This window comes from Methylobacter psychrophilus, from assembly GCF_025583945.1.
GTDB classification, from domain to species: domain Bacteria; phylum Pseudomonadota; class Gammaproteobacteria; order Methylococcales; family Methylomonadaceae; genus Methylobacter_C; species Methylobacter_C psychrophilus.
In genome coordinates, this window is the sequence record NZ_JAOEGU010000004.1 from 80,767 (window position 1) to 104,904 (window position 24,138).

Here is a 24,138-nt window from a genome sequence, read left to right on the forward strand (position 1 = left end):
TCGTGTATCTAATTGTAACTTATACATTAATTACATTTACGGTAGAAGTATTAACCTTAAAGCGGATGGGTAACAATCAACACGAACTGTTTTGCGTACTGGATAAACCTTATCTACTGCTTCACAACAATCTGAGTGAACGCAATATTCGGAATTACGTAAAAAAACGAAAAATAAGCGATAGCAAACGTAGCGAGGCAGGACGAAGGTATCGCGATACTTTTGCCAGTTTAAAAAAGACTTGCCTAAAGCATAAGATTTCGTTTTGGCATTATCTTAAAGATAGGCTGCTGGGCTTAAACAATATTCCACTGCTACCTGCAACTAATGAGGTGTCACGATAATAAAACTTAAAAAACAAGCAAAACTTGCTCTAAAAAATATTAAAGAACATTGACGTAACGCTGCAAAACTATCTTATTGTTCATTTTAGTTAATTAAATAATGACTTGGTGTTCTATCAGTTATCCCTTTCTGCTAATATAGCATCCTAACTCCACAACAATTTCCCTTAACCTTACTTGGTAAAAAATTATGGCTTTTGTAGTCACTGAAAACTGTATTAAATGTAGATTTACTGATTGTGTCGATGTTTGTCCTGTCGACTGTTTTCATGAAGGCCCTAACTTCTTGGTTATAGATCCAGATGAGTGCATTGATTGCACATTGTGTGAGCCAGAATGTCCAGCTAATGCCATTTTTGCAGAAGATGAATTACCTGAAGGACAAGAAATATTCATTAGCTTGAATGCTGAATTAGCAAAGCAATGGCCTGTAATTACCGAAGTAAAATCACCATTACCCGATGCTGATGAATGGAATGGAAAAGTAGATAAACTAAAATTTTTAGAAAAATAATTAAATAAATTATTAATGCGGTTTTAAGATGTTTATATAGCGAACATTTCCAGTCTCTCGACATTGAAATGGTTTAATTAAACAGGCTAGTACTCAGTCAATCTGATAATGTCGGATAAAGTTTCTTCAGTTTTATCCGTGCATCCTCCGTGGTAAACCGCCATTCCATAGGCCGAGCAATAGTATTTCTTTTTTCTTGCCACGCGGAAATTTCTGTTTTTAAAGTTTCTTGATCTGGAATGCGGCGATCCATACATTGCCGTGACAGGATGCTTAATTCTATCTCGGCCATATTTAACCAACTGCCATGCTTGGGCGTGTAGTGTATTTCCAGTTTTTCAAGAATTCTTCTCGCCTCTTTTGGCTCAAATGCCTTATATAAAGAGGCGCCAGTATGGGTATTCAGATTATCCATAACCAGGGTAATACGTTTAGCCTGCGGGTAATGGACATCAACCAGGTTACGAATTTGATGCACCCAATCAATGGCCGTTCTTTGATCGGTTGCCTCAACAAACCGTTTGCCCTGCAAGGGTTCAAAAAACATAAAAACATTGCTCACTCCATTACGCTCATATTCCGTGTCGTACCGAGCGACCGTGCCAGGCTTTGCCGGTATTGGTGTTCGCGTGTCTTTAATCTGTTGCTTGCTGCTTTCATCCATGCAAATCAGTGGTTGCGCTTCATCATAAGGTTGCTTGTAAACCTCAAGCGTATCTTCCATAGCGCAAACAAACTCAGCATTTTTTTTAGCCGGAATACACCACTCTTTATTTTGCCAGGGTTTTAATTCGTTTTTTTTAAGGTTTGCCGGATAGTTTCATGCGATACACTTTCAATATAACCCAGCTCAACCATCTGCTGTCCAAGTAAACGTAATGTCCAGCGGCTACGCCCTTCAGGTGCATTGCCACAACTTAACGCGATCAAACGGGCTTCATTCTCTCCATCAATAGCACTTCTAACCCGAATTGACTTTGCCCGGTTTAAAGCCGATTCCAAGCCTTCTTGAACCAGTCGCTCCCGGACTCGTTCAACGGTACGTCTTGAAATACCAAAAGCTTCACTTATTGGCCGGTCCAGCCATTTTTCTCCTAACTCGCTAATATCCGCTTTCAGCAGTATTTCAGCGTGTAATCTTTTATGAGCGGCCACTTTTCCGGTATGAATCAAATTCCCTAAATAAGCGCGTTCATCTTCCGTTAGTCGTACTATGTATTTCTTTTTCAATGGTGTTTCTTGATGTCAATGTAAAGCCATTATATGTCGGATAAAGTTTCTTCAGTTTTATCCGTGCATCTTCAGTGGTAAATCGCCATTCCATAGATCAGAGCGTTGTTATTAATTTTTGTGAGCATCACGCGCTGGCATTAAGAAAACTGCTTGATACTGAAGTGAAAAAATAGATAGAGTTGGATGAGTTAACAAAAAACGAAGATTTGGCGAGGTGTTGGGTGGCAGATAATTTTTTTACTACGCTGTGTGTCGAAAAAGATTCTCTGTAGTTATGCTACATTCTCTCTAAATTCTAACCCATACCTAACCCAGAGCCAAATAAAAAAGCCCTAGATGAAAAACACCTAAGGCTTTGAATTCTTTGGAGCTAGTGAGGGGATTCGAACTCCTGACCGGCTGATTACAAATTAGCGTTCCTGCCATTTAGCTACTTTTAATAAGCACTTACATACCTTGTATTATAAGGTTTTGTTGTTATAATAAGTCAGACGGTCTTTTAAAGGCTTTTAAACAATCTGCTTATTATATGCTTATTAATTTTAAGCTCTAACACGTTGAATACTATGAAGCTGACAAAACCGGTGGTTACTAATTTTGAATTTACTGAAAAAGGACAGGTGTTTTATTGGGACGATGAAATAGCCGGGTTCGGTATGTATGTCGGCACGAAGTCAAAAACATGGTGTGTTCAACAACGTATCGGTAATAAGACAAAACGTGTCGTGTTGGGTAAATATCCGACCATGACAGCAGAACAGGCAAGGACAGCAGCCAAGAAAGGCATAGGTGCGCTTGCATCGGGGATTGATACGGTACAAGAAAAACGCGAACAGAATATTAAGGCTGTCACCTTGGGTGAGGTATTCGAAGCATTCCTTGATGTTAGGCAACTTAAACCTAAGACGGTGAGGGATTATCAAGGTGTGATGAATAATATTTACCCAGACTGGCAAAAACTACCTATAACTGATATTACCCGTGATGCTGTAGAGCGTCGTCATAAGAAGATAGGTACTGAACGCGGTGAGGCCTACGCTAACTTGGGTGCGCGTACTTTACGCAGCGTTTTGAATTATGCCAGTGCCAAGTACGAGACCGGCAAAGGTTTAAGTATATTGCCAGAGAATCCCGTTAAGCGTATCAGTCAGACTCGGAGCTGGTACAAAGTGGAACGGCGCACCGGACACCTTAAGTCCCATCAATTACAGGCGTGGTTTGATGCTGTACTAAATGTTGATAATCCTACGATACGAGACTATTTGCTCTTTGTCTTATTGACCGGAACCCGAAAAGATGAATCGGCAAAACTCCAATGGGCTGACATTGACTTGATTGATAACAGCTATATTTTGCGAGACCCGAAAAACGGTAGACCCATGCAGTTACCTTTGTCTGACTATTTAACGGATATGCTGACGACACGTAAGGCAAACAGTACCAGCCCTTTTGTATTTCCCGGTGATGGTGTGCGTGGTTATCTAGTCGAACCCAAGCGGCAGTTAGCCAAAATCATTGAAAAAACTGATATGCCGTTTGCCATGCACGACTTAAGACGAACCTTTGTAACCATAGCAGAATCGTTAGATATTTCATCGTTTGCCGTCAAAGCATTGGTGAATCATAAATCAGCTGACGATGTAACCAGTGGCTATATTCAGATGAACGTGGAACGATTACGCAAGCCCATGCAAACCATTACTGATTTTATTTTGAAGTCGGCCGCGTTAAAGGATGCTGACGTAGTCGAGTTTAAGGTTGCTGCGCGGGAATCCGTGTAATGGGCATATTCGATAGCACTCATTCCGAAAGGACAATAAACGGCTCACCGATTGATTGGGAGGGATGGAAAAGCCGTAAAGACATCACACCTGCACAATCGGCAAGATTGGCGCATCGTTTTGACCCTAATTTATGGCCTGACAAAACCAATGCTTTGGGTGTTATTGTAGTAGCCAATGCTTTGGGTGTTGTTCCTGATAAGGAATTGAAGGCTATACACCGCTTGGAATGGAAACTGGAAAATAAACAGAAAGTTTATACACTGGAGGAACTTGTTATTTTTTTACAGAGCTATGTGTTGGAAGCTGGGGAAGATGCCGAACCAAAAGATAAGGGTGATGTATCGATAGAAAGAAAATTCCATATACCGGTAAGGATGCTGGTAGCAGTATCACAGTCAGTTAATAACGCGACTACCCCAGTACAGCAGCGCAGCGGTAAATACGGTGAGCGTGACAGAGATGCCAGTCTTTGGCTAACGACTGTTACACCTGGCTTTGTTGAGGCCTTGACAATTCCAGAAATAAAGGCAGTACTGGTATCCAGAAACAAAGCCTTATGGGGTCAAGGCTTTGACGACTGGAACCGTGAACAAACGGTTTGGCCTAAAAAGAAAGCAGGTGTGAAGCGCAAGTAAAGCCGTGAAAAAATCAGCTTAATTCTGTGATTTTAAGGTCGGGTAACACTGGCCTTTTTTGTGCGTTCCTTATTATCCGTGGTAGTTAATTCTGTGAAAAATCACAGTATTAAAAACACAGAAATACCATTATTTTCAAAATAAAAACAATCACTTAAGATTTACTCCAAGTTATAAAAAACAATTTATGACGATTCAATTTTAAACGAATCAGGAGAAAAATCATGTCCACACAGCTCGCAAAAAAAGACGCACAAGCCCGCGCACAAGCGCTTAAAGCTTTCTACGAGGCGCACGACGATGCTTTGTTTAGTCAAGACACTATCGCGCAGGTTCGAGATTGTTCACGGGCTACGATGGAACGCGATAGATGGGCAGGTGGTGGGATTCCCTTTATCAAACTTGGCCGGGCAGTCAGATACAGAAAATCCGATGCACTCGCGTGGCTGGCAAAGCCAACTCAAACATCGACTTCTGAGGTGGCAGTGTGAGCGGCGGGGGTTTACCGATTCTGTGTGGCTCAATTGAGCGCACTTATGCCGCAAATGAAATCAGAAAAAAGGCGAGGGCGTTAGACTCTAAAGCTGTCAACTATATGCCTGATCCGAATGGCTCCAGAAAAGAAAGGCGTGTTTTTGCGTCGATGATGCGTAAAAAACAATAAAGCCCAAACTGCAACGACACAGCCTGGGCTTTATGAAATACCACAACGACAGCGTAAGTATAGCGCGTTTTAAGGTATCGCAGAACACACAGGCGATGTAAGGATAAATTCGCATGAAAAATAATGAAATTCTATTAACGTCCGGTCATGGTAAGTTTCACACGAACGAGCCCGACCCCGCGAAGCCAAACAAGAAGCTGACTCCTTACGACGGCATTATATGGCCTGAAATTCAGAGGATGATGGACGCGCCACAGCGAGTCGAAAAAGAAAACGCTCTATGGGTAATACCTTCGACAAAGCCAAGCCGATGCTATAAGGAGCAAGAACAAAATGGAACATTTTACTTTTGCTGGGGGGATATTGACGGGACAAAATTAACCCAAGATGACAAGGAATACGCGCAATACATAAAAAAATACGATCACCCCTTGCCGTCTTTATTTGAAATTGAACAGCGCGTTAAAATAATTCTCAATGGGTGCGACTACGAAATTTACACGAGCAAAGGCGCAACGCTTGAAAAACAAAAAGCACGTGTACTAATTTTGCTCAAAGAACCGCTAGGTGGGCAGGATTGGCGGATTGTTCAAGAGATTCTTAACGATAAATTAGCGGCTCAATTAATTAAACCTGATCGGGCAACCGAACGCGCGGCGCAACTTTGCTACCTGCCTAATCGTGGTGAATTTTACGAAACCCGCCGACAACGCAAGGGGGTATTTTTTAACCCTTTAAAGTCCTTTGCCAAGGAAATTTCAGCTAAGCGCAACGAACTATTAACGCAACAATCCGAACTCGATAGAGCCAAACAACTTGCAACAGAGAAACGAATAGAGTTATCACTAGGTAATTCACCAAACATTATAGAGGCATTTAACCAGTGCTACACGGTTGATGAATGGCTGTTAAAGGCTGGCTATGACCAGCGCGGCAACAGTTTTCGACATCCCCAAAGTGAGAGTGGCAGTTATTCGGCATCAGTAAAAGACGGCCGTGTACATACGCTAAGCAGCAATGACCCCTTATTTACAAACGGCAAGGGCGCACACGATTCCTTTAGTTGCTTCACCGTGCTAATTCATGGCGGCGATAAAAAGGCAGCGTTAAAAGATGCAGGGGATAATTTGCTAACCATTGGTTCTGTGTCTTATAACAAGGCCGTGCAAATTGAGTATGCAAAGAAAAACTCACCTGAAAATTTAGCTAAACAGAAAGCCGACATGCCCGGAACGATCAAAGAAAAATTTGCCAAGATGAAAGAGGCAGAACCGGAAAGCAAATCAGGTTGGAGGGAATCCGATCCAGCACCGGCAAAACAAAAAGAAATTTTGCCCTTTAAATTCGCCGAAGTAAGCGAATTAATGAACCGCCCCTATAAACCTGATTTTTTAATTCATTCGCTATACGAGCTATATGCCTTGGGGCTAATTTTCGGTGAAACCTCAGCCGGTAAAAGTTTCGTGGTTCTGGATATGGCCTACTGCATCGCAACAGGTATTTCGTACTACGGACTTGAAACTAAGCAAGGTAATGTTGCATATATTTGCGGTGAAGGTTTTAGGGCTATTGGCAGGCGCGTTAAAGCCCTACAAAATAAATATTCCGGCGATATTAAGGGACATTTATTTATATCCGAACAGCCCGGCGCATTTATCGATATAGGCGTGACCAGCGCGGTTGCTGAATCAATAGCGGCAATAGGTAATATAAACCTAGTCATTATTGACACCTACCACAGGAACATGGGCGGGGGTAATGAAAACAGCGCAGATGATTTTGGCGCAATTTTAAGAAATATTGACACGTTTTTAAGACCACTGAATGTGACTGTGTTGATTGTCCATCATTCAGGACACCTTGAAAAAGATAGATCGCGTGGCAGTAGCTCTATACGCGCGGCTATGGATTTTGAGTTTCAAGTATCAAAATCAAACAACACAGTGACACTCAAACCCACGAAAATTAAAGATGGAACGACCCCGCCACCTATGTATTTTAGTCTGGTAGATAGTGAAATTGGAAAAGATATACACGGAAATCCGATCTTTTCAGCATTTTTGGAGCATACAGATAAAAGTGAAGCCACAAAATGCACACATCGTAAATTATCCGCCCGTGACGATGCCATATTGCAAACGCTTAATGATGCCATTACCCGTCACGGCATTAAGCCCACCGAAGAAATAAAAATCAAGTATGGGAGTTTCCCCTTATCCCAAAAAATTGTACATGTCGAGCATTGGCGCGAACTAGCGTACAAAACTATTACGGTCGAGTGTAATGGTTCAGAAAGTAAGCCCCAAGCACTAAAAAAAGCGTTCAAACGCAGCCGGGACAAGCTGTTTAATGATAAATATATTATCGAGCATGGGGATTATGCGTGGCGTATGCACGAAGAACCCAAGTGTTAGGGGTACAGGGTACAGGGGGGTACAAAAGGGTACAACTTGTACCCCATAAAATACGGTTTAGGGGTACAACGGGGTACACATGTCTAAAGACATGTACCCCTGTACCCCACCGGAATCACTTTTAAATTTAACCATTGGGGGTACAGCTTTAAAACACCCACCTATGGTTAAAACCATTGATTGTTTTTTGTTCTACAGACTACATATTTTTATGTAAACCCACGTAATTATGAGGTGTGTGTAATTTTGATAATTTTCAGGATACCCATAACCCCTTCCACCACTAGGAGAACGAAATGTTAGATTCAATCATTAACGGTAATGCCCAACGATGTCACGCAACAGCAAAGTCTACAAAACAACAGTGCCAATGCCTTGCCGCTTATGGATGCAGTACTTGCTGTAAGCACGGCGCACACCGAAAAATCATTTCTGGCGAAGACTCCCACTTCTACGTTCATGGCCGTGAGACAAGAGCCGCGCGTAAAGCAAGACCGGCACAACTTAAAGAGCTTAAAGTCTACGAGAAGTTATTAGAATCCGGTGAGCCTATAACCCAAATACCCATTGATAGTGATGAGGCACGGTTAATGAATCGGGCGTTTGCTCATGCAAAAGAGAAATCCGAAAAGAGATTGTTAAAAGGAGTTTCTAAATTTCTGAAAATGAACCCTGTTTCTTAACAATGTCATCCCTGACGCAATCATTGCTGGCATTGATTAATGAAGGCACAGCATAGCCCTAAAAATCGCCGTAGCGACGCAATAATACAAAAGCCATCCAAGTAACACTTACCCAAGTAATTTCGCTCAAAAAAATATTAGCTGAAGAAAAACAATGCCTGTTGCATATAACTAATACATCGTTCACAGATATTAACAGGCTGGTCGCCTTGCGAGGAAATCATGATTACCGGACTTAAGAATAAGATTGATAGGCTGATTAATAAGGGGTTATTGCCATTTTTTATTTTCCTGATTTGGTTCTATTGTCATTTACGCATAACATTTGGCAATTTTCAGAAATGGTTTTTCCACCTTCGTGCCAAGGCGTTATATGGTCTGCTTCCATTCCACTCAATTCAAAATGTTCCTCACATTTGGCGCAAATCCCCTTTTGTTTTTCGTATGACTCTCTTTTTTGTCTGTCAGTAAAAGCACGAATATTCAAATGTTTTTCATTCCTTGTTAAAACATAAGAATAGATACCTGGCTTTTTAGTTACATCTTCATCTTGCATTAATTGAGTTATTTCTTTTTCCAACTCTTTTGAATCAAACTGTTTGTCTTTAAATTCATTATATAAATTACCGAATGAAATACCTTTCATTTCTTTGCGATATTTTGGAAAAACCACACTTATCCAATTTATTACACCTTGAAAATATAACCACAATTCATTTGCATTTGGTTTATGTTGATTATCAGCCATATATTGCTCAATAGTATCATGGCTTATCCAGCTAATAGTAGTTTGCAAATAATCTTGACGAATTGCTGAACCCTTCAAATAATCACTTCCCATATTTTGAGCTGCACAATTTGATTTACTAAAATACCTTTTTGCATCAGTTAGCCAAGATCCAGTATAAATAGCATTTCTCAATTCTTGATCCATGAGTTTTTCGCCTGCTATGTTGATGGTTTTAAACCAATCTAATTTTTCTTTATCAGTTCCTTCACAGAAATAAACCATTAATTTATAATCAAGAATCTGCTTTTTTTCAGTATCCTCAAGATTATGAAAATATTGATAGTTTAATGAAAATTTACCTGCTATGTATTCGCAGATACTGATTGTCCGCTGTTGTCCGTCCATCACCTCATAAGTATCGTCTATATTTTTTACCCAATACAGGACATTAAGAGGAAAGCCCTTCCTAACAGTTTCAATCACTGCATCGCGTTGCTTATCTTTGTAGACAAATTCCCGCTGATATTTTGGGCGGATATTGAGTTTTCCATCATAACCGACAACCCCTTCTTCTAGGTCATTTATATAACCATTAAAGACTTCTTTGATTGATATTTCTTTAAGATCTATTTTCATTAGTAGGTATTTAGTGGTTGGATTTTCTTATTTTTTATAAAAATTCGGCTGTACATTCTTTTTCCATTAATATATCCACGACCTTTATGTATATTTAGACCATATTCATTACCTAAAATTTCAAACTGATCAGGATTATATTTACCTAAAAAAGTGATGGGGACACCCATAGCCCCTGGATAATCTACAGGAATATCACTTACTTTATTAACATTTATTGCGTCATAGTTGTCATATTTAGGGTATTCACTTTCGTAATATGTTTTATAAATCGTTAAATCTTCATGGCGTTTTTTATGCTCTAAATTGGTAAACCACATAATGCTCCCCATACTAAAAAACTTTTTCCCATTTTCTATTTTTTTTCTCGATTCTGTTGTTATGTCATAATGATCCGGAACTTCAAACCATTTTGTCCCTCCGTTATCAACACCTAACCAAAGTTTATTTTCTTTAATCAACTCAAAAACTTCCTTATAGGTTATTGCGTTTTGATTTCCTATAACTATGAATTTTTTATCATATTTCATTAATTGAATCACATAATGTCGAAACAAAGAAAAAGGTGGGTTGGTAACTACTATATCTGCTTCTTTGAGTATCTCTATGCATTCAGGGCTTCTAAAATCACCGTTTTCTCTTAAGGGCGTCTTAATGGTGTCTAATTTATTTATTTTTCCATCACCATTAATATCTTTTATAATTTCTAATTTATAGGACGGTTTTTCATATTCAAAATGTGTTGAAACCAGTTTTTTTAGTCCAAGAAATTCAAAATTCAAGGCGAAGTAATTCCAAAAGTTACTTTCTTCGGGATCGTCACAATTACAAAACACAACTTTATCTTGTAAGTAACCTTTATAATTACCTAACTCTTTTTCAATGTCCGATAGCTGGGTATAAAATTCATCTTTCTTGGCTGCATTTGCTTTTTGTAAAAATTTATTTAAAGATTTATTTTTCATATGTAATTTGGTGATGCTTTAATGTTTTGTAAGTTGAGTTATGTGTATACCCAGGTTTTGTAGGTGTTACATGATAACCTTTTATTACAATAAAACTATCTTAGCCTTGGCAACGCCCTGCCACTAAACTATATTTAGTGTTGATTCTATGTCTGCTTAGGCACTAGCATCGCATTCTTAATGTTTTCGATTAATTCAAACCAGTTCATACTGCCAAACTTACAAAGCTGTCTTAATAAATTTTAAAAGTGGGACTCCGAAAATTTAATATTTACGTAACAACATCTCTGCTTGATACCGGCACAAAATAATCCTAAAAAATCGCCATAGCGACACGATAATACAAAAGCCATATAAGCCCATACCCCAGCACAAAATCAATGACTGATTTATGCAGTTGGAGCAAGCCGCACAGGTATATTAGTAATTACTTATTCTGGTAACTGACACAACTATATCAACTATATCAACTATATCAACTGACACAGCTATATCAACTATATCAACTATATCAACTGACACAGCTATATCAACTATATCAACTGCCCTAACTGCATTAGGCGCAAAGTAAACCCCGCCCACCTAAATGCTGTCCTTCATGCCGGTAAAATTGTAATGAAAAATTTTTAATGCCGGAGTTTCTGAATCGGGATGGGGCTTGTTCCGTATAGCGGGTTTTACAGAGCTACCAGAAATTATAAAAATTATTTTAAGTTTACGTCCATTTACATAGGTAGGGGGGTATTTCTAAAACAGGACACTTCGAGTCTAAAATAGATTGTAAGGTTTATCTGTGTGAAAATCGAAAATGACGGGGTGGGGTGGCATAGGGGGTGGTCTGGCAGGGAACAGGTTTAATTTTGCCTGATTGGATTTTTGTTTTTTGAAAGTATCTACACAACTGCTATACAGCAAGGCGGGAATTTGCAAGACTACACAGAGAACCGCAACTATACGGTTTTTTTATGCCTGAAATATTGGCAGGTATTGCGGTGGTTTTTTGTTGGTATTAATAAGCAAATTGTTCCAAGTGCTTATTATGTGCTTATTAATTTTCTAACAGGCAATAAAAAAGACCTACATTTTCATGTAAGTCTTTGAATTCTTTGGAGCTAGTGAGGGGATTCGAACTCCTGACCGGCTGATTACAAATCATGTAATTTAATTATAACTTATTGATTTTATTATAATTTCATATTCATTTCTTGCGTGATTTGCATAACAAAGCATAACGAAGCACAACCGAAACACGCAAAAGTCACGCATACCTCACGCATTGATGCATCAAAACAGCGTTGTCGGAACAGCTTCCTCGGCATATTTTGTCTTTTGAAAATGCCATCAATAATGATAGCATTGATAGCATCTGTAATTTTGGAGTATCCCTTATGCCCAGTTTAGTCGTTAGAAATCTTGATGAAACAATAATCAACGCTCTTAAGGCGAGAGCTGTAGCACACCATCGATCTACAGAAGCAGAGCATCGTGCAATTTTGGCAGAAGTCTTGATGAGGCCACAACGAAAGTCTTTTGCCGAAGCCTTATCAAACATCCCTAGTGTCGGCACTGATGCTGACTTTATGAGGCTCAACGATGATACTAGAGTGTCCAATGTATTTGATTGATACCAACGTCATCAGTGAAATCAGAAAAGGCGATAGGGCAAATAGTGGTGTGCGTCAGTTTTTTGATGTCGCTATTCAAAATAATACCCGTCTATATGTCTCATCAATTACTATCGGCGAGTTACGTAGAGGTGTTGATTTGATTTTTCATCGGGGTGATACCAGTCAAGGTAAGTTATTGGAAAACTGGTTAAATTCCATCCTCGAACACTATCAAGACAATATTCTTAGTGTTGACTGCGAAATTGCTTTGCTTTGGGGGAAATTACGCGTTCCAGGCTATCAACATGCGCTGGATAAATTAATTGCTGCAACTGCGTTAAACTACAACCTTACTGTTGTTACGCGTAACGTCAAAGATTTCGAAAGCACAGGTGTTAGTCTACTGAATCCTTTTGTAAAGTAGAAAGCAAGAATGCCAAGGCTCAATGATATAGTGTGTAGACAGCAGCTGCATGGTTATTAGTCTGATAGAAGCCGATACCGAGCAGCGTAAAGCTTTAAAAAAACATCCGTCATCTCAGGCTGTTTTCAGTTCGGAATCATCAGTAAGACTTGAAGTCCGGATATGGGCTATTCATTCACGCTAAGCAGTACCTGATTAATAACCGCCGCTGAAATGCGAAAATCAGAGGCATGCAAAACCTCAAAAGCGACCCTTGCTGATACAATTAACCCTTGTTTTTTCGCCTGACCAATAATCGCCGCAGTACCGATCACAGGTAGTCCTTTCTCTTTCGCTACAGCACGACCGGCACGCTCATCCATAATCAACAAAACCTCATCAGCATGACTTAAACCCAGATTAATACAGTCCGTTTCACCGGCGTCCAGATCAATATCCAGTCGTGGTTCTATCGGCTCAGGCCATACTGTTAACCAGCCTACATTGATAGCGTGAGCAATAGCCTCTTCACCACGTGCAGCTTTACCTGGCAATACTTCTTGTTTTACAGTCTCGGGTAGAAAAACCGTACCAAAAATATCAGGTAACCACTTTAAGCCATCAACCATCGCCAGCCCGATTAAGGGACTGGCATCAATAACAACAATTCGTGACATATAGTGTTACGCCTCTTTCAACCATTGCTCCAGGGTATCCATATCCTGTTGCACATCCTCAGCCGTTTGATTGATGACCGGAATGCCCAAACGTGACACGTGGGCGATAAAGTCGGCCAACGGCGTGTCAGCAAGCTTGGCAGAACGCGCTAATGATAACTCACCATCTTTAAATAATGCGGTTGCCAAGGCTTTGCGTACACCAGGCATGCCGATAATTTTGGATGACTTGAGTCCTATCATTAAGGCATCCGGTTCGTTTCTATTCATTACCAATACCAAATCATTATGCGCCATACGCAACGCTTCACTGGGATTATTCTTTAAACCGCTGACATTCACTGTTTTCATGGCCTTTCCTTATAGGAAGATTGTATAGGTATATTATAAGCGCGATTGTTTTAAAACCCAATAAAGATGAATTTTTATGGTATTTGATTTATTCATAAGTACCTTCCAATAAGGTTGCGTAGATAGGTTCACAACGGTGAATTGATCATCGTGTAGCCTAAACTCTTATATCCTGTTTTTCGTTTATCGCTCATCTTGCTTAACATCGGAACATTGCCATCGACATAGTCGTAAATCCTGACTTCGGTTTTTGCATGATGTAATCGATGCAACCGGCCGACATATTGGGCCAAAATGCCTTTCCAGGAAACGGGCATAACCAGAAATAGTGTGTCCAGTCTGGCATCGTCAAACCCTTCGCCCAGATAGCGTCCTGTAGCAACAATAATTCGTTCTTCCTCGTCGAGAATACTTTGTAGGCCGTCTTGTAATTGCTTACGTTGCCGGACACCCATGCCACCTTGCATAACGAAAACATTTTTTGCAAATGCGCTGATCTGCTCGGCCAAGAGCAGTACATGCTCTCTCCTTTCGGTCAACACAATCGGTGAACGTCCTTCAGCTAAAGCTTGCTTGATGTCTTCGAGAATAAGCTGATTGCGTTGTTCATCAACAACCAGTGCCTGATAAATCTCGTGTATCGACGATGGATTGTCGGTGTTAGTATTTTCAGGCATGATAAACGCCGTTTTCCGTTGTGTTACATAATGGTCAAAAGGTCTTGCCAAAGCCTGTTGTTTAGCGCTGACATGGTGTCGAACTGGACCGCACTGCATAAATACAATCGGATGGTGCCCATCTTTTCGTGTTAGGGTTGCGGACAAGCCCAGTACATATTTTGCTTTACACGCTTTAGCAACAGCCTCAAAGCTGACTGCGGATAAATGATGACATTCATCAAAAATGATTTGACCATAATTAGCCACCACATCGTCAACCATTTGATTTTTGGTTAAGCTTTGCATAATGGCGACATCGATAATACCTGTCGGTTTATTTTTACCGCCGCCGATTTTGCCGACCTGTTTTTTACTCACCGTTAAAAACAGTTCAATACGTTCCAACCATTGATCTAAAAGTTGACGGCGATGGACAATAATCAAGGTATTGACTTGGCGACTTGCCAGAACATATAGCGCAACCACTGTTTTTCCAAAAGCGGTTGTCGCAGAAAGTGTGCCAATATCGTGTTCGAGTAGTTTATTGGCTGCCTGGGTTTGTTCATCCGTCAACTGCCCCAAGAACTGTAAGTCTGGAATATTTTCACCTGAAAACCGTTCATCCTGAATCACGGGTTTTATTTTTAGCTCAACCAAAAGATTTAGCAAGTCATCCAGACACCCTCTCGGCAACGAAATATGCTGAGAATAATACTCGGCACAAGAAATGATCCGGGGCTTGCCAAAAGTCGACAAGCGCATAGCTTGGTTTTTATAAAATTCCGGATTTTGGAATGCGGCAAGGCGGATAATCCGGCTTTGCAAGGCCGTAGGTAAATCACGGTTATCGATAAACAGCTGATTACCCAAAACAATGGTTACGGACTTAGGCAAAGATTCATTGAAACTGATTTCTTTTATTTTGCGTGAAGGCGCTATTTTCCAAGGTTCAGCATCTACTTCATCAATGGGTAATTTCACGCCTAAAATTCGGTTTTGTTGTTCAGCCTTTGCAATCAACTGATTTAGTTCAATAGGTGTAATCCGCTTAATAGTCGACAGATAAGCCCATTGATCAGAATAGGCAGCAAAATTGTCATCTACAAATACACTATTACCCAGTTCACGGGGCTTTTTTTGTAGTGGTAAGGCAATCAGATTCCCAAAACCACCTTTCGGCAAAGTGTCCTGATTAGGAAACAGCCGATCATAAGATTCAAAACCTAACTCTGGATGTTTATCCATGGCTTGAGTTAATAGGTAGGAACCTAACTTTCTGGCTTCTATCGCAAAAACGGGACTGCTAAAAAAGATCCAGACATGCGAGCCCTTACCAGACCGTGATATTTCAATGCTATACGGAATAGCATTGTCTTTACAGGCAGAGACAAACGCACTGACATCAAGTTGCCAAGAGGCTTTGTCAAAATCGACAGCCAGAAACCAGCAGCGTTCATCCTGCATCAATGGGTAAACACCGACGACAAAATCAGCCAGTTGCTTACGCGTTTTGTCATTACCCGCCAAATGGTTGTTAATCACTTGATCGCTTATAGGTAGGAATGACCTTGACTTACAGTCGCCACATTTAATGCGAGGTTTTTCGCAAACTATAGGCCTCCATTCATTCGCACAAACCGGTGAATACCCTGACTTGCCGGTCTTGCTGCTTACAAAGCGTTTTGGATAAAGATCCTCGCGTCCTTTGAATAGATCGCGAAACAAGTTGACCTTGTCATTACTGGAGGATTGCCGGGTAATGGTCGCCCCTGTTGTCAATTGCGTCAGACTTTGCTGTTGCTGTTGGCTCTGCTGTTTTAATAGGCTTAACTTTTGAAACAAGACTTCACGTTTAACATCCATAGCTTTAATTTGTTGCTCTAATGTTGTGATTTGTTGTTCAATGATGCTCATAATATGCCTACAAAGCCTGGCTTAATGCCTAACAACACTATGGTTGCAGGATAGTATTTTCAATGGAAACGCAATATCATAAAACATAAGCCAGCACTATTCGAAAATATAGACAATCACACGGATCAAACTTATGCAAAAACTCGTCATCTATAATCACGGAAAAGACAGTATTCCTTGGGGTGAAAAGGCCATAGCGCTAGCAGACGTTGCCAAGCATCACGGCTTTATGTTTATCAGCCCCGATTACCAGGCTAGCAACGATCCCGAACTGCGCGTTAAACAACTGCTTGCCATGGACCTGTCGGCTTATCAGGAAATTGTTTTGGTTGGCTCCAGTATGGGTGCTTATGTGGCAACGGTCGTATCCGAGATCATTAAACCCAAAGGTCTGTTTCTGATAGCGCCCGCCTTTTACTTGCCGGGTTATTACATTACTGATTTCAAACCTTATGCTGATCACGTCGAAGTATTTCATGGCTGGCAAGATGAGGTTGTCCCACCTGAAAATGTTTGGCGCTTCTGCCGGCAACATCGCGTTTCTTTGCATATGTTCGATGCGGATCATCGACTACTCAGTATTTTGCCCCTTATCGCCGATGCCTTTGATCGATTTTTGAGCGAATGTCTGAGTAATCGATCCAATGTTTAAAGCCATACTACCCATGGAATACTTATGATCCCTAACGATTTTTTGACTTCCACTTATGATGTAAAGATACCTTGGATTATCTACGGGACAGCCTGGAAAAAAGACGGTACAGCTGCCTGTGTGCAAGAGATCATTTGATTGACTGGATGAAACCCAAACGGAAAACGGTGTGGATTCTAAGTACGACTATAGCTACTTGCCTGAATCGATTACCGTACTTGAGTTTACGGTAAACGGCAGGTGACCTCGCCAAGAAACGAGGCATGTTTAAGCCTCTCTTTGTTTTTTTATATTTGCGGTAGCAGTATTACCATCACACTCTTTCAAACTTCCTAACATAATCTACCAACTGAAAATTTTCCTTAACTTCATTATGTGGAATCAACAAATATTTCCAAGCCTTACCACCGTTTTTTAGCAAATACTCGCCAGCATTTTCACACCACTTTACGGCAGCATCGGCTTTTGCTAGCACTATTGCATCTGTAATTTCTGCTTGTGATTTTGTTTCCACCATCAACACATAATCTTTTGTTTCTGCAACAAAGTCTGGAACATATTCCGGATGCTCAGCACCATTTTTGTAATAAATCTTAAATTGGCCTTTTGCTGGTTTAAACCACTTTTGCGCATCGCGTTCCATAATCACAGCAAAGCGGCGTTCCGTATCGGAATCAAATTTCTGAAAAGGGTATAAACAATGATTGAAGCCACCAAACAACATCTGCTTAATTTTGCTTTTATCAGTTACCGTATCGCGATATGGATGCACGGATTGACCGGCTGCAACGGTATAAGCGCAATTCTTTAAGGGTGTAAAACCATTATTCACAACAACTTCATAGGTATCGGCTTGCTCCCAAAAATGATTCGCCATTTGGGTGCGGATGGTCTTGGCAAGTAATTGGCTGTTATTGCTCAAGACATTATTTACTTCATCGTTTGATGTCAGATAGCCTTTCAAATGCTCTACGGCTTGTGTTGCCAAACCATAAATTAAATCAGCATGGTCATCATAAGAAATGTCGTCAAAATCAATGAGTGCGCGGACAATGTAATTTTCCGGCTTTGCTTCGCTCAAACCAATTTGAGATGCCATTAATTCTTGTTCATTGGTTTGCAGGCTTTGAATCAGAATATCCCGCTCTGAAGGTTGCAGATTCAAGCCACTCATATCCAAAGTAAAGGGTTTGTAGCCATAACTGACTTCGCCTTTTGGCACAACGACGACACGAGGGATATCTATGGTTTGCTTTACTATCAATGCAGTAACTTTTGCGACAATGTCCACAACGTCTACAGGAGTATCATCTTCTTCGGGTAACGATTGTTGACCACTGGTCAAATGTTCAGTGACGGCCAGAACAACCGATGCTTGCACATACTCATGTAATAACGCTTTACTGGTCGCAACCGTGGATGGAGTGTGTTGAAACTTGTTCAATTCAGTCATGGCAAATTGGGCAACTGCCGTTTCTGCAACGCTATTAAACAACGGTGAATTAGTGTTACCTGATACCGGATAAGCCATACCACCTGTGTTGCCGCTAATCATCGTTTCAAGATTTGAACTGATGGCGACACTTTCAGTTTTTACGTCATCTGAAGGTGCGTCAAGAATGACCTGCTTCAAGCGTAACGGATTAGCAGGGTTATTGGCTTCGTCTATTATTTCCTGAAACCGGTCATGAGCCACGATGTTTAATCTATCAACAGCGGTCACACCAGTGCGTTTGCCATAAGGTAAGCGCAGACCACGGCCAATCGACTGTTCAATTAAGGTTCGCGCATTGGCGGCGCGTAACGGCACAATGGTATAGAGATTGGTGACATCCCAGCCTTCCTTCAGCATGTTTACGTGTATCACCACTTCTGTAGGCTCATCTTTGCTTTCCACGGCCAGTAAACGGTTAATCATTTCTTCTTCAGCAGCACCGGTTCTGCTGCTATCTACTTGAATAATTTTGCCTTTGTACCTGCCATCAAAAAATGCCGTCGACTCCATCAGTTCTAGTAATTGAGCTGCATGTGTCGTATCTCTGGCAATAACAAGCATAAATGGTTTAATGACAGCGACATCATTTTCACGCGCATAGGTCAGCAACTCCACTTTGGTTGCTTCATGCAAACGAATACCGTCCATTAACTTGATGCGTTCCACTTCTTCTTTAGTGTGTTGCGTCGCATCAAAGTTACGTTGAGTAACAACGGCAGGCTCTTTGACAAAACCATCATCCATCGCCATTGATAAGGGATAATCAACGATGACGTTTTTAAATGGCACGGGGCCTCTGCTACTTTCCGTAAACGGAGTTGCCGTTAATTCCAGGCCTAATAAAGGCTTTAATTCATTTAGTGCTCGAACACCGGCATCGGCTCTATAGCGATGTGATTCATCCATCAACAAAACCAGATCCGGCAATTCTGCCAAATAATTAAAGTAACTATCGCCCAAATATTCTGACAAGCGTTTAATCTTTGGCGACTTGCCGCCACGTACTTCGGAATTGATTTTTGAAATATTGAAAATGTTGATGGAAATTGACGTGAACATATCAAGCGCACGCCCCTTTACTTCATAGTCATCGCCTGTAATGATTTTGGGTGAATTGATGGCAAACTCGGCAATGCCCTTAAAGACATATTTTTTAGTATTGGGCGTAAAGTCGGCAATCAGTTTGTTATAGATGGTCAGGTTGGGTGCCAAGACAAAAAAATTGCTAATGCCATGCGCCATATGTAGATAACTAATAAAGGCACCCATCAACCGGGTTTTCCCGACGCCGGTAGCCAACGCAAAACACAGTGATGGAAATTCTCGTTCAAAATCGGATAATTTGGGAAACTCAAGTTTTAAGATTTCTAATAAGTCAGCAACATCACGTTTTGGATTGAGCATATCCGGTGATGCAGCAATGGCTTTTTGTAAAGCCTCCAACGAATCACGTTGCGGTTTACGTAAACTTAATCGCCCTGCAACGGTTTGAAATGCTTTATCGCTCATGTCATTGCCTGTTTCTTAAGTTCTTCAGCAGATATTCTGCATAACACGCCATCCTTGATGACAACAATAGCCGTATTGGTTTGTATAGCCGTTTGTCTTGCCTGTTGTGCTGCACGTTTAATGGCGGCAACAGAGGCAATCAAGTCAGGATTTTTTGCCAGTTGTAATTCGGATGCTTTCATCAGTTTTCTCCCCATTCAATCAGTAACGGTTCTTCACCGGCATTGTCATATAACGCCCAGTCATTGACGAGAGGACTATACTGTTGTTCAAAATTTTTACGACCCGCAATAAAACGGCGTCTAATAACCGCTTCTGGAATATGATGTCCACCTTGCTGAACTCTAAAAGCAACGCGCTCAATGGCCACGTCAACCGTGGGTAAGCTTAAAAAATACAAACTGACCTGATAACCCTGTTCCTGCCATTTTTGTATATGACGCAAATACGCCAAACCAGACAGTGTCGTTTCAAAAGCAAAAGACTGTTGCTGTGCGACACAGCTAGCCAGTTCCTGCAACATTAATCGCCCCGCTTTAATAGCCATGATTTCAGGCGCAAACGGTGACAATCCTGCAGCAATCAAATCAGCATTAATGAACCTCTGGCAGTGTGCTTCTTGAGGTAAAAAGGCCCGCGCAAAAGTCGTTTTTCCAACGCCATTTGGACCTGCAATGATGATGATTCTTAAGGTCATGGTTCTTTACCAAAGAGATCATCTTGATTAATGTTGGTTTGTTTAAGGCTAACGTTCTTTGGCTTATCTACTTCAGGTTCAGGTTGAGCCATCGGTAAATTAGCAACGTTTAAACTGTAATCATCATGCGCCCATTCGCAACGCGACAACACCATCTTGGGGATTTTCTTTAAAGTGAGATTTTGAAACTGATCCGACTTGCCACGAAATGCTGTACAACACACCAACAGGGAACGGTCACCGCCAACTTCATCTGACAACTCTTCCAGTTGCTGGTGTGACAAGTTTTGCGTAGTGACGTAAATGAAATCCTGCTCAGACGAATAGCCATGATTCCACCATTGACTGTCAGAGGGTGCGGAAGTGAAGCCCTCCAACTTGCATAAGGCTTCTGCCAGCATGGCCGGATTGTAGTTTTTATTAACGACCCAGTTGCCCCAACGGTCTTGTTCCAATAAGGATGGAGCCAAACTGTAATAACGAAAACCGCCACCGCCTTGCCAGTTGGTTAGATTGGAAATGCCACCTTGATCTTCACCATTTATTACTTTTTTGAGGCGTGGAATAATATGCGTGTGGCAATGCTCACCCAACTCAATCATGATCCAGCGTCTACCCATTTTATGGGCAACAGCACCCGTAGTGCCTGATCCAGCAAAGGAATCGAGGACTAGGTCGCCTGGGTTGGTGGCTATTTCTAAAACACGTTTAAGAAGACGCTCAGGTTTTGGCGTATCGAATATATCAAGGCTATTAAAAGCTCGCACTTCCAGTTTAGCTTCATGATTGTGACCAACTTCTTCCGTTGGCCAAAAAGTTGCGGGTGGTCTTGTTGGACTCTCCTCTATGTATTGCTTTACATAGATTTCCCATCGCCCTTCTTTTTTTATATATTCCAGCTGATTTACATTCTTAACAACATTTTCTTGCTTCCAACGCCAGCGGCCCTCAGTACCATCTGGTTTAATAGGAAAAATCTCTGTACTGTCTGGGGCTAAAATTGGATACCACATAGATGGACGGTGGTGTCGCAAAGATTCTGACCCTTCTTTCCTTAAGGATCGTCGCCGATAATATTTATTTTCAGTTTCATCAAAAAAACCAAACTGTGCTGTGTTTTGATCCTTCGGAAGTTGTTTAGGAAAAAATCTATCTGTCTTTTGATAGACCAATAAATGGTCATGTGAAACACTAAACCCTCGCGCATCCATTCGTTCGCTATAAACCTTTTGCCATAAACAGTTTGCAGAAAAATTGTTCCGGCCAAAAATCTCATCACACAGCACCTTCAAATAATGCGCTTCATTATCATCAATGGTAATCCACAAGGAACCGTCATCGGACAATAAAGAACGGATAATCTCCAGACGGTCACGCATTAAACCTAACCAAATGGAATGTTCCAAACCATCGTCATAATGAGTAAAGGCACTGCCGGTATTGTAAGGAGGATCAATAAACACGCAATTTACTTTGCCAGCATACTCTTGTTCCAAAGCTTTTAACGCGAGCAAGTTGTCACCAAAAATCAACTTGTTATCAAACTGGTCATTCTCACTGACACGATGCTTTGCGTGATACGACAAGCTTGGGTTTTCCAGTAATATTCGCGGTTCCAGTTTAGGCCGCTTATCCTTGCCTATCCAAGTCAGTTCCAGTTTGGTTTTGCTCATTCGCTCAATCTCATATTTGTGGTGCTTGACTAATTAAATAATCGACTAGCATTTGCATTGGATACTTGTCAGTCCCTTTGGATACGTTTCTTAAATTGGTTACTGTTGCATTTGCAGAATGCCCATAATTTTTTATCATTAACGCATTGATAATTGGCAATGTATGTCCCTGATTGCGAAATAATGCTAATGGCCCCCCGAGTATTCTATGAGAATCAACAATATCTAATGTTTGTTGCCTTAACTCATCCAATGGTAGGCTAATTAGGTCTTTTATTTCCTTGTCAGTAAGCACGTCAGACGATTTGATTCGATTACTGAGCCGTTTTAGCAATATGCCTGCAATACAAAACACACCATGCCTATAAGTAAGTTTTACCCAACCAGCTGCACTATTCTCATTTGCCAAAATAACCGTGCGTATTTCACGGTATATTTTAACTGCATTGATAAGCTGTGTTGCTCTCACGTCGTCAGTAAATATTGTTTTGTATTCATTGGTGTCTTTATCTACAAATCGAGCCGACTCAGATTTTAATCTAACCAAGAATCTTGGATCATTTTCTAACAAAGCCAAGGCTTTTGCCGCCTCGTCGAGTTTAATAATTTGATTGGTAGAATGAGATATTGCTCCCGGTCGATAATGATAGGCATAGCCTTGTATAGCAACATCTTGTCTCAACCGTTCTTGGTTGTCATCAAGTGCGGCAAAATGTGCAGATAAAACAGGGTTTTGATGATTCCTTGCTTTGGTAATTTTTTTAGAAAAATCATCGGCAGCATTTGCTTTAATAATTGTCAGCATCACTTTAGCTGAACTCAAATCACTTTTCGGATTGTTTTTAATATATTCCGCTGCCGTTGCAACTGTTTGCGCACCATTGATAATGGAGAAACCACGAACATTAATATTTCTATATCCAGCAACAGTTGACTTAGGATCAACAATCTCACTTAGAGCCGTTACGCCATTATTTAAAAATAGAAAATCTTGCGGATTATCGCCTAACGTAGTCCTAATAGATTGGTTGACGTTAGATTGTGTTGAGCCAAGGTAATATCGGATATTCTTTTCATATAAATCTTTTCCATATTTTTCATGTAAAGCGGCTAAATCAGATAACTTGGCAACTCCATAATAGACTTCTCTCTGCTCGTTTATTTTTTGATAGCCTTTCAATTTAATTTGATCATTTACCTGTTTGCATGCACGCTCTGATCTAAGTGATTCAATAATATTTTCTGAATTATAAGTAATTATCTGACTATCAAAACGCTCTTCTTGTAGGTCATCGTCAGAAGTTAAACGTTCTAATGCCTCTAAAGCATGCTTCGATATACCATCACCTGTAAACGCAACTACTAATTTGATATGATTACATGAATCAAGTGCAGCTTGAATTTGTAAACACCTGCTTTGAACATTGGCATTAAAATTATCGAATTTTTGCTTTATTAATAATCGAATACCTTCAACAAACGCTTGCACATCCTCCTGCTTGAATGATTCAGAAGCTTTTAATTTCGATTGTACTAAGTATAGTGTTTCCGTTTTTTCATGATAATAGATGGCATCAATGCCGTTATCATCAAAATCATCTACGACTGATTTTGCAGCTTCATGAGCAGGCACATCCAGAATATGCTGAAGAACAAATGCACTAAAAGCTCTGGAAAGTTGCTTGTTTTTATTTTGTTCCGGGCCTTTGTCGACTAACAAATCCGGCAAATCGGATACATACCTTTGCTCCAAAATCCCCTTTAGTGCGCCCATGAATTCTTTAGGTAATGCTGTCATTTTTAGCTTTCCATATTGGTGTTATCTCTCAATTTTGATGAATATTAGAACGGATCTTTTCTCCATACCATTCTTACACAGCATGAGCTATTGAAAATAAT

Annotated in this window: 20 protein-coding genes; 9 read left to right on the forward strand and 11 right to left on the reverse strand. The window is 40.7% G+C overall.

Features of this window, described 5'->3' with window-relative positions; translation table 11 throughout:
- Positions 1-534: 534 nt before the first annotated feature.
- Positions 535-858 (forward strand): ferredoxin FdxA, encoded by a 324-nt coding sequence (gene fdxA, locus N7974_RS03455; RefSeq protein ID WP_262964265.1) that lies wholly within the window; start codon positions 535-537, stop codon positions 856-858.
- A 97-nt stretch (positions 859-955) separates the two neighbouring features.
- Here fdxA and N7974_RS03460 read toward each other — a convergent pair.
- Positions 956-2,088 (reverse strand): IS630 family transposase gene (locus N7974_RS03460; RefSeq protein ID WP_262964266.1). Its coding sequence is split into 2 segments (ribosomal slippage): positions 956-1,662 and positions 1,662-2,088, totalling 1,134 coding nucleotides; the frame shifts between segments, so codons are not numbered across the junction.
- Positions 2,089-2,657: 569 nt separating this feature from the next.
- Between N7974_RS03460 and N7974_RS03465 the strand changes: the two genes are divergently transcribed.
- The 5 genes from N7974_RS03465 (at position 2,658) to N7974_RS03485 (ending at position 8,271) form a co-directional block, all read left to right on the forward strand.
- Positions 2,658-3,872: a tyrosine-type recombinase/integrase gene (locus N7974_RS03465; RefSeq protein ID WP_262964267.1), complete on the forward strand. Its 1,215-nt coding sequence runs from the start codon at positions 2,658-2,660 to the stop codon at positions 3,870-3,872.
- Positions 3,872-4,510 (forward strand): hypothetical protein, encoded by a 639-nt coding sequence (locus tag N7974_RS03470; protein WP_262964268.1) that lies wholly within the window; start codon positions 3,872-3,874, stop codon positions 4,508-4,510. Before N7974_RS03465 ends, N7974_RS03470 begins: the two co-directional genes overlap by 1 nt.
- Positions 4,511-4,734: 224 nt before the next feature.
- Positions 4,735-5,001 carry a helix-turn-helix transcriptional regulator gene (locus N7974_RS03475; protein WP_262964269.1) on the forward strand — a complete coding sequence of 89 codons (267 nt, stop codon included), beginning with the start codon at positions 4,735-4,737 and terminating at the stop codon, positions 4,999-5,001.
- 286 nt (positions 5,002-5,287) lie between these two features.
- Entirely contained in the window at positions 5,288-7,588 is a 2,301-nt protein-coding gene (locus N7974_RS03480) for an AAA family ATPase (protein WP_262964270.1), read from the forward strand.
- A gap of 296 nt (positions 7,589-7,884) precedes the next feature.
- Complete coding sequence (locus tag N7974_RS03485; protein WP_262964271.1) at positions 7,885-8,271, forward strand: hypothetical protein; 387 nt, start codon at positions 7,885-7,887, stop codon at positions 8,269-8,271.
- 283 nt (positions 8,272-8,554) lie between these two features.
- Here N7974_RS03485 and N7974_RS03490 read toward each other — a convergent pair whose 3' ends face one another.
- Both N7974_RS03490 and N7974_RS03495 read right to left on the reverse strand, forming a co-directional pair.
- Entirely contained in the window at positions 8,555-9,637 is a 1,083-nt protein-coding gene (locus N7974_RS03490; RefSeq protein WP_262964272.1) for an HNH endonuclease family protein, read from the reverse strand.
- Complete coding sequence (locus tag N7974_RS03495; protein WP_262964273.1) at positions 9,637-10,602, reverse strand: adenine-specific methyltransferase EcoRI family protein; 966 nt, start codon at positions 10,600-10,602, stop codon at positions 9,637-9,639. Before N7974_RS03495 ends, N7974_RS03490 begins: the two co-directional genes overlap by 1 nt.
- A gap of 1,388 nt (positions 10,603-11,990) precedes the next feature.
- Here N7974_RS03495 and N7974_RS03500 point away from each other — a divergent pair.
- Both N7974_RS03500 and N7974_RS03505 read left to right on the forward strand, forming a co-directional pair.
- Positions 11,991-12,227 (forward strand): FitA-like ribbon-helix-helix domain-containing protein, encoded by a 237-nt coding sequence (locus tag N7974_RS03500; RefSeq protein WP_262964274.1) that lies wholly within the window; start codon positions 11,991-11,993, stop codon positions 12,225-12,227.
- Positions 12,214-12,633: a type II toxin-antitoxin system VapC family toxin gene (locus tag N7974_RS03505; RefSeq protein WP_262964275.1), complete on the forward strand. Its 420-nt coding sequence runs from the start codon at positions 12,214-12,216 to the stop codon at positions 12,631-12,633. Before N7974_RS03500 ends, N7974_RS03505 begins: the two co-directional genes overlap by 14 nt.
- A gap of 167 nt (positions 12,634-12,800) precedes the next feature.
- Here the strand turns inward: N7974_RS03505 and N7974_RS03510 are convergent, their stop codons facing one another.
- The 3 genes from N7974_RS03510 to N7974_RS03520 form a co-directional block, all read right to left on the reverse strand.
- Positions 12,801-13,289 (reverse strand): DUF3368 domain-containing protein, encoded by a 489-nt coding sequence (locus N7974_RS03510; protein WP_262964276.1) that lies wholly within the window; start codon positions 13,287-13,289, stop codon positions 12,801-12,803.
- A 6-nt stretch (positions 13,290-13,295) separates the two neighbouring features.
- Complete coding sequence (locus tag N7974_RS03515) at positions 13,296-13,640, reverse strand: UPF0175 family protein (RefSeq protein ID WP_262964277.1); 345 nt, start codon at positions 13,638-13,640, stop codon at positions 13,296-13,298.
- Between the two features lie 128 nt (positions 13,641-13,768).
- Entirely contained in the window at positions 13,769-16,213 is a 2,445-nt protein-coding gene (locus N7974_RS03520; RefSeq protein ID WP_262964278.1) for a TOTE conflict system archaeo-eukaryotic primase domain-containing protein, read from the reverse strand.
- A gap of 133 nt (positions 16,214-16,346) precedes the next feature.
- Here N7974_RS03520 and N7974_RS03525 point away from each other — a divergent pair, with 133 nt between their 5' ends.
- A complete protein-coding gene (locus N7974_RS03525; protein ID WP_262964279.1) occupies positions 16,347-16,865 on the forward strand; it encodes a YqiA/YcfP family alpha/beta fold hydrolase in 519 nt (172 codons plus the stop codon).
- A gap of 313 nt (positions 16,866-17,178) precedes the next feature.
- Here the strand turns inward: N7974_RS03525 and N7974_RS03530 are convergent, their stop codons facing one another.
- The 5 genes from N7974_RS03530 to N7974_RS03550 are packed head-to-tail and all read right to left on the reverse strand — an operon-like array spanning position 17,179 to position 24,037.
- On the reverse strand, positions 17,179-19,869 hold the full coding sequence (locus tag N7974_RS03530) for a DEAD/DEAH box helicase (RefSeq protein WP_262964280.1): 2,691 nt from the start codon (positions 19,867-19,869) through the stop codon (positions 17,179-17,181).
- The gene (locus N7974_RS03535; RefSeq protein ID WP_262964281.1) at positions 19,866-20,051 is read right to left on the reverse strand and encodes a hypothetical protein; all 186 of its coding nucleotides are present in this window, start codon (positions 20,049-20,051) and stop codon (positions 19,866-19,868) included. Before N7974_RS03535 ends, N7974_RS03530 begins: the two co-directional genes overlap by 4 nt.
- The gene (locus tag N7974_RS03540; RefSeq protein ID WP_262964282.1) at positions 20,051-20,566 is read right to left on the reverse strand and encodes a zeta toxin family protein; all 516 of its coding nucleotides are present in this window, start codon (positions 20,564-20,566) and stop codon (positions 20,051-20,053) included. The genes N7974_RS03535 and N7974_RS03540 overlap by 1 nt, the downstream gene beginning before the upstream one ends.
- On the reverse strand, positions 20,563-22,239 hold the full coding sequence (locus N7974_RS03545; protein ID WP_262964283.1) for a site-specific DNA-methyltransferase: 1,677 nt from the start codon (positions 22,237-22,239) through the stop codon (positions 20,563-20,565). Before N7974_RS03545 ends, N7974_RS03540 begins: the two co-directional genes overlap by 4 nt.
- A 10-nt stretch (positions 22,240-22,249) precedes the next feature.
- A complete protein-coding gene (locus N7974_RS03550; RefSeq protein WP_262964284.1) occupies positions 22,250-24,037 on the reverse strand; it encodes an AIPR family protein in 1,788 nt (595 codons plus the stop codon).
- Between the last annotated feature and the right edge of the window lie 101 nt (positions 24,038-24,138).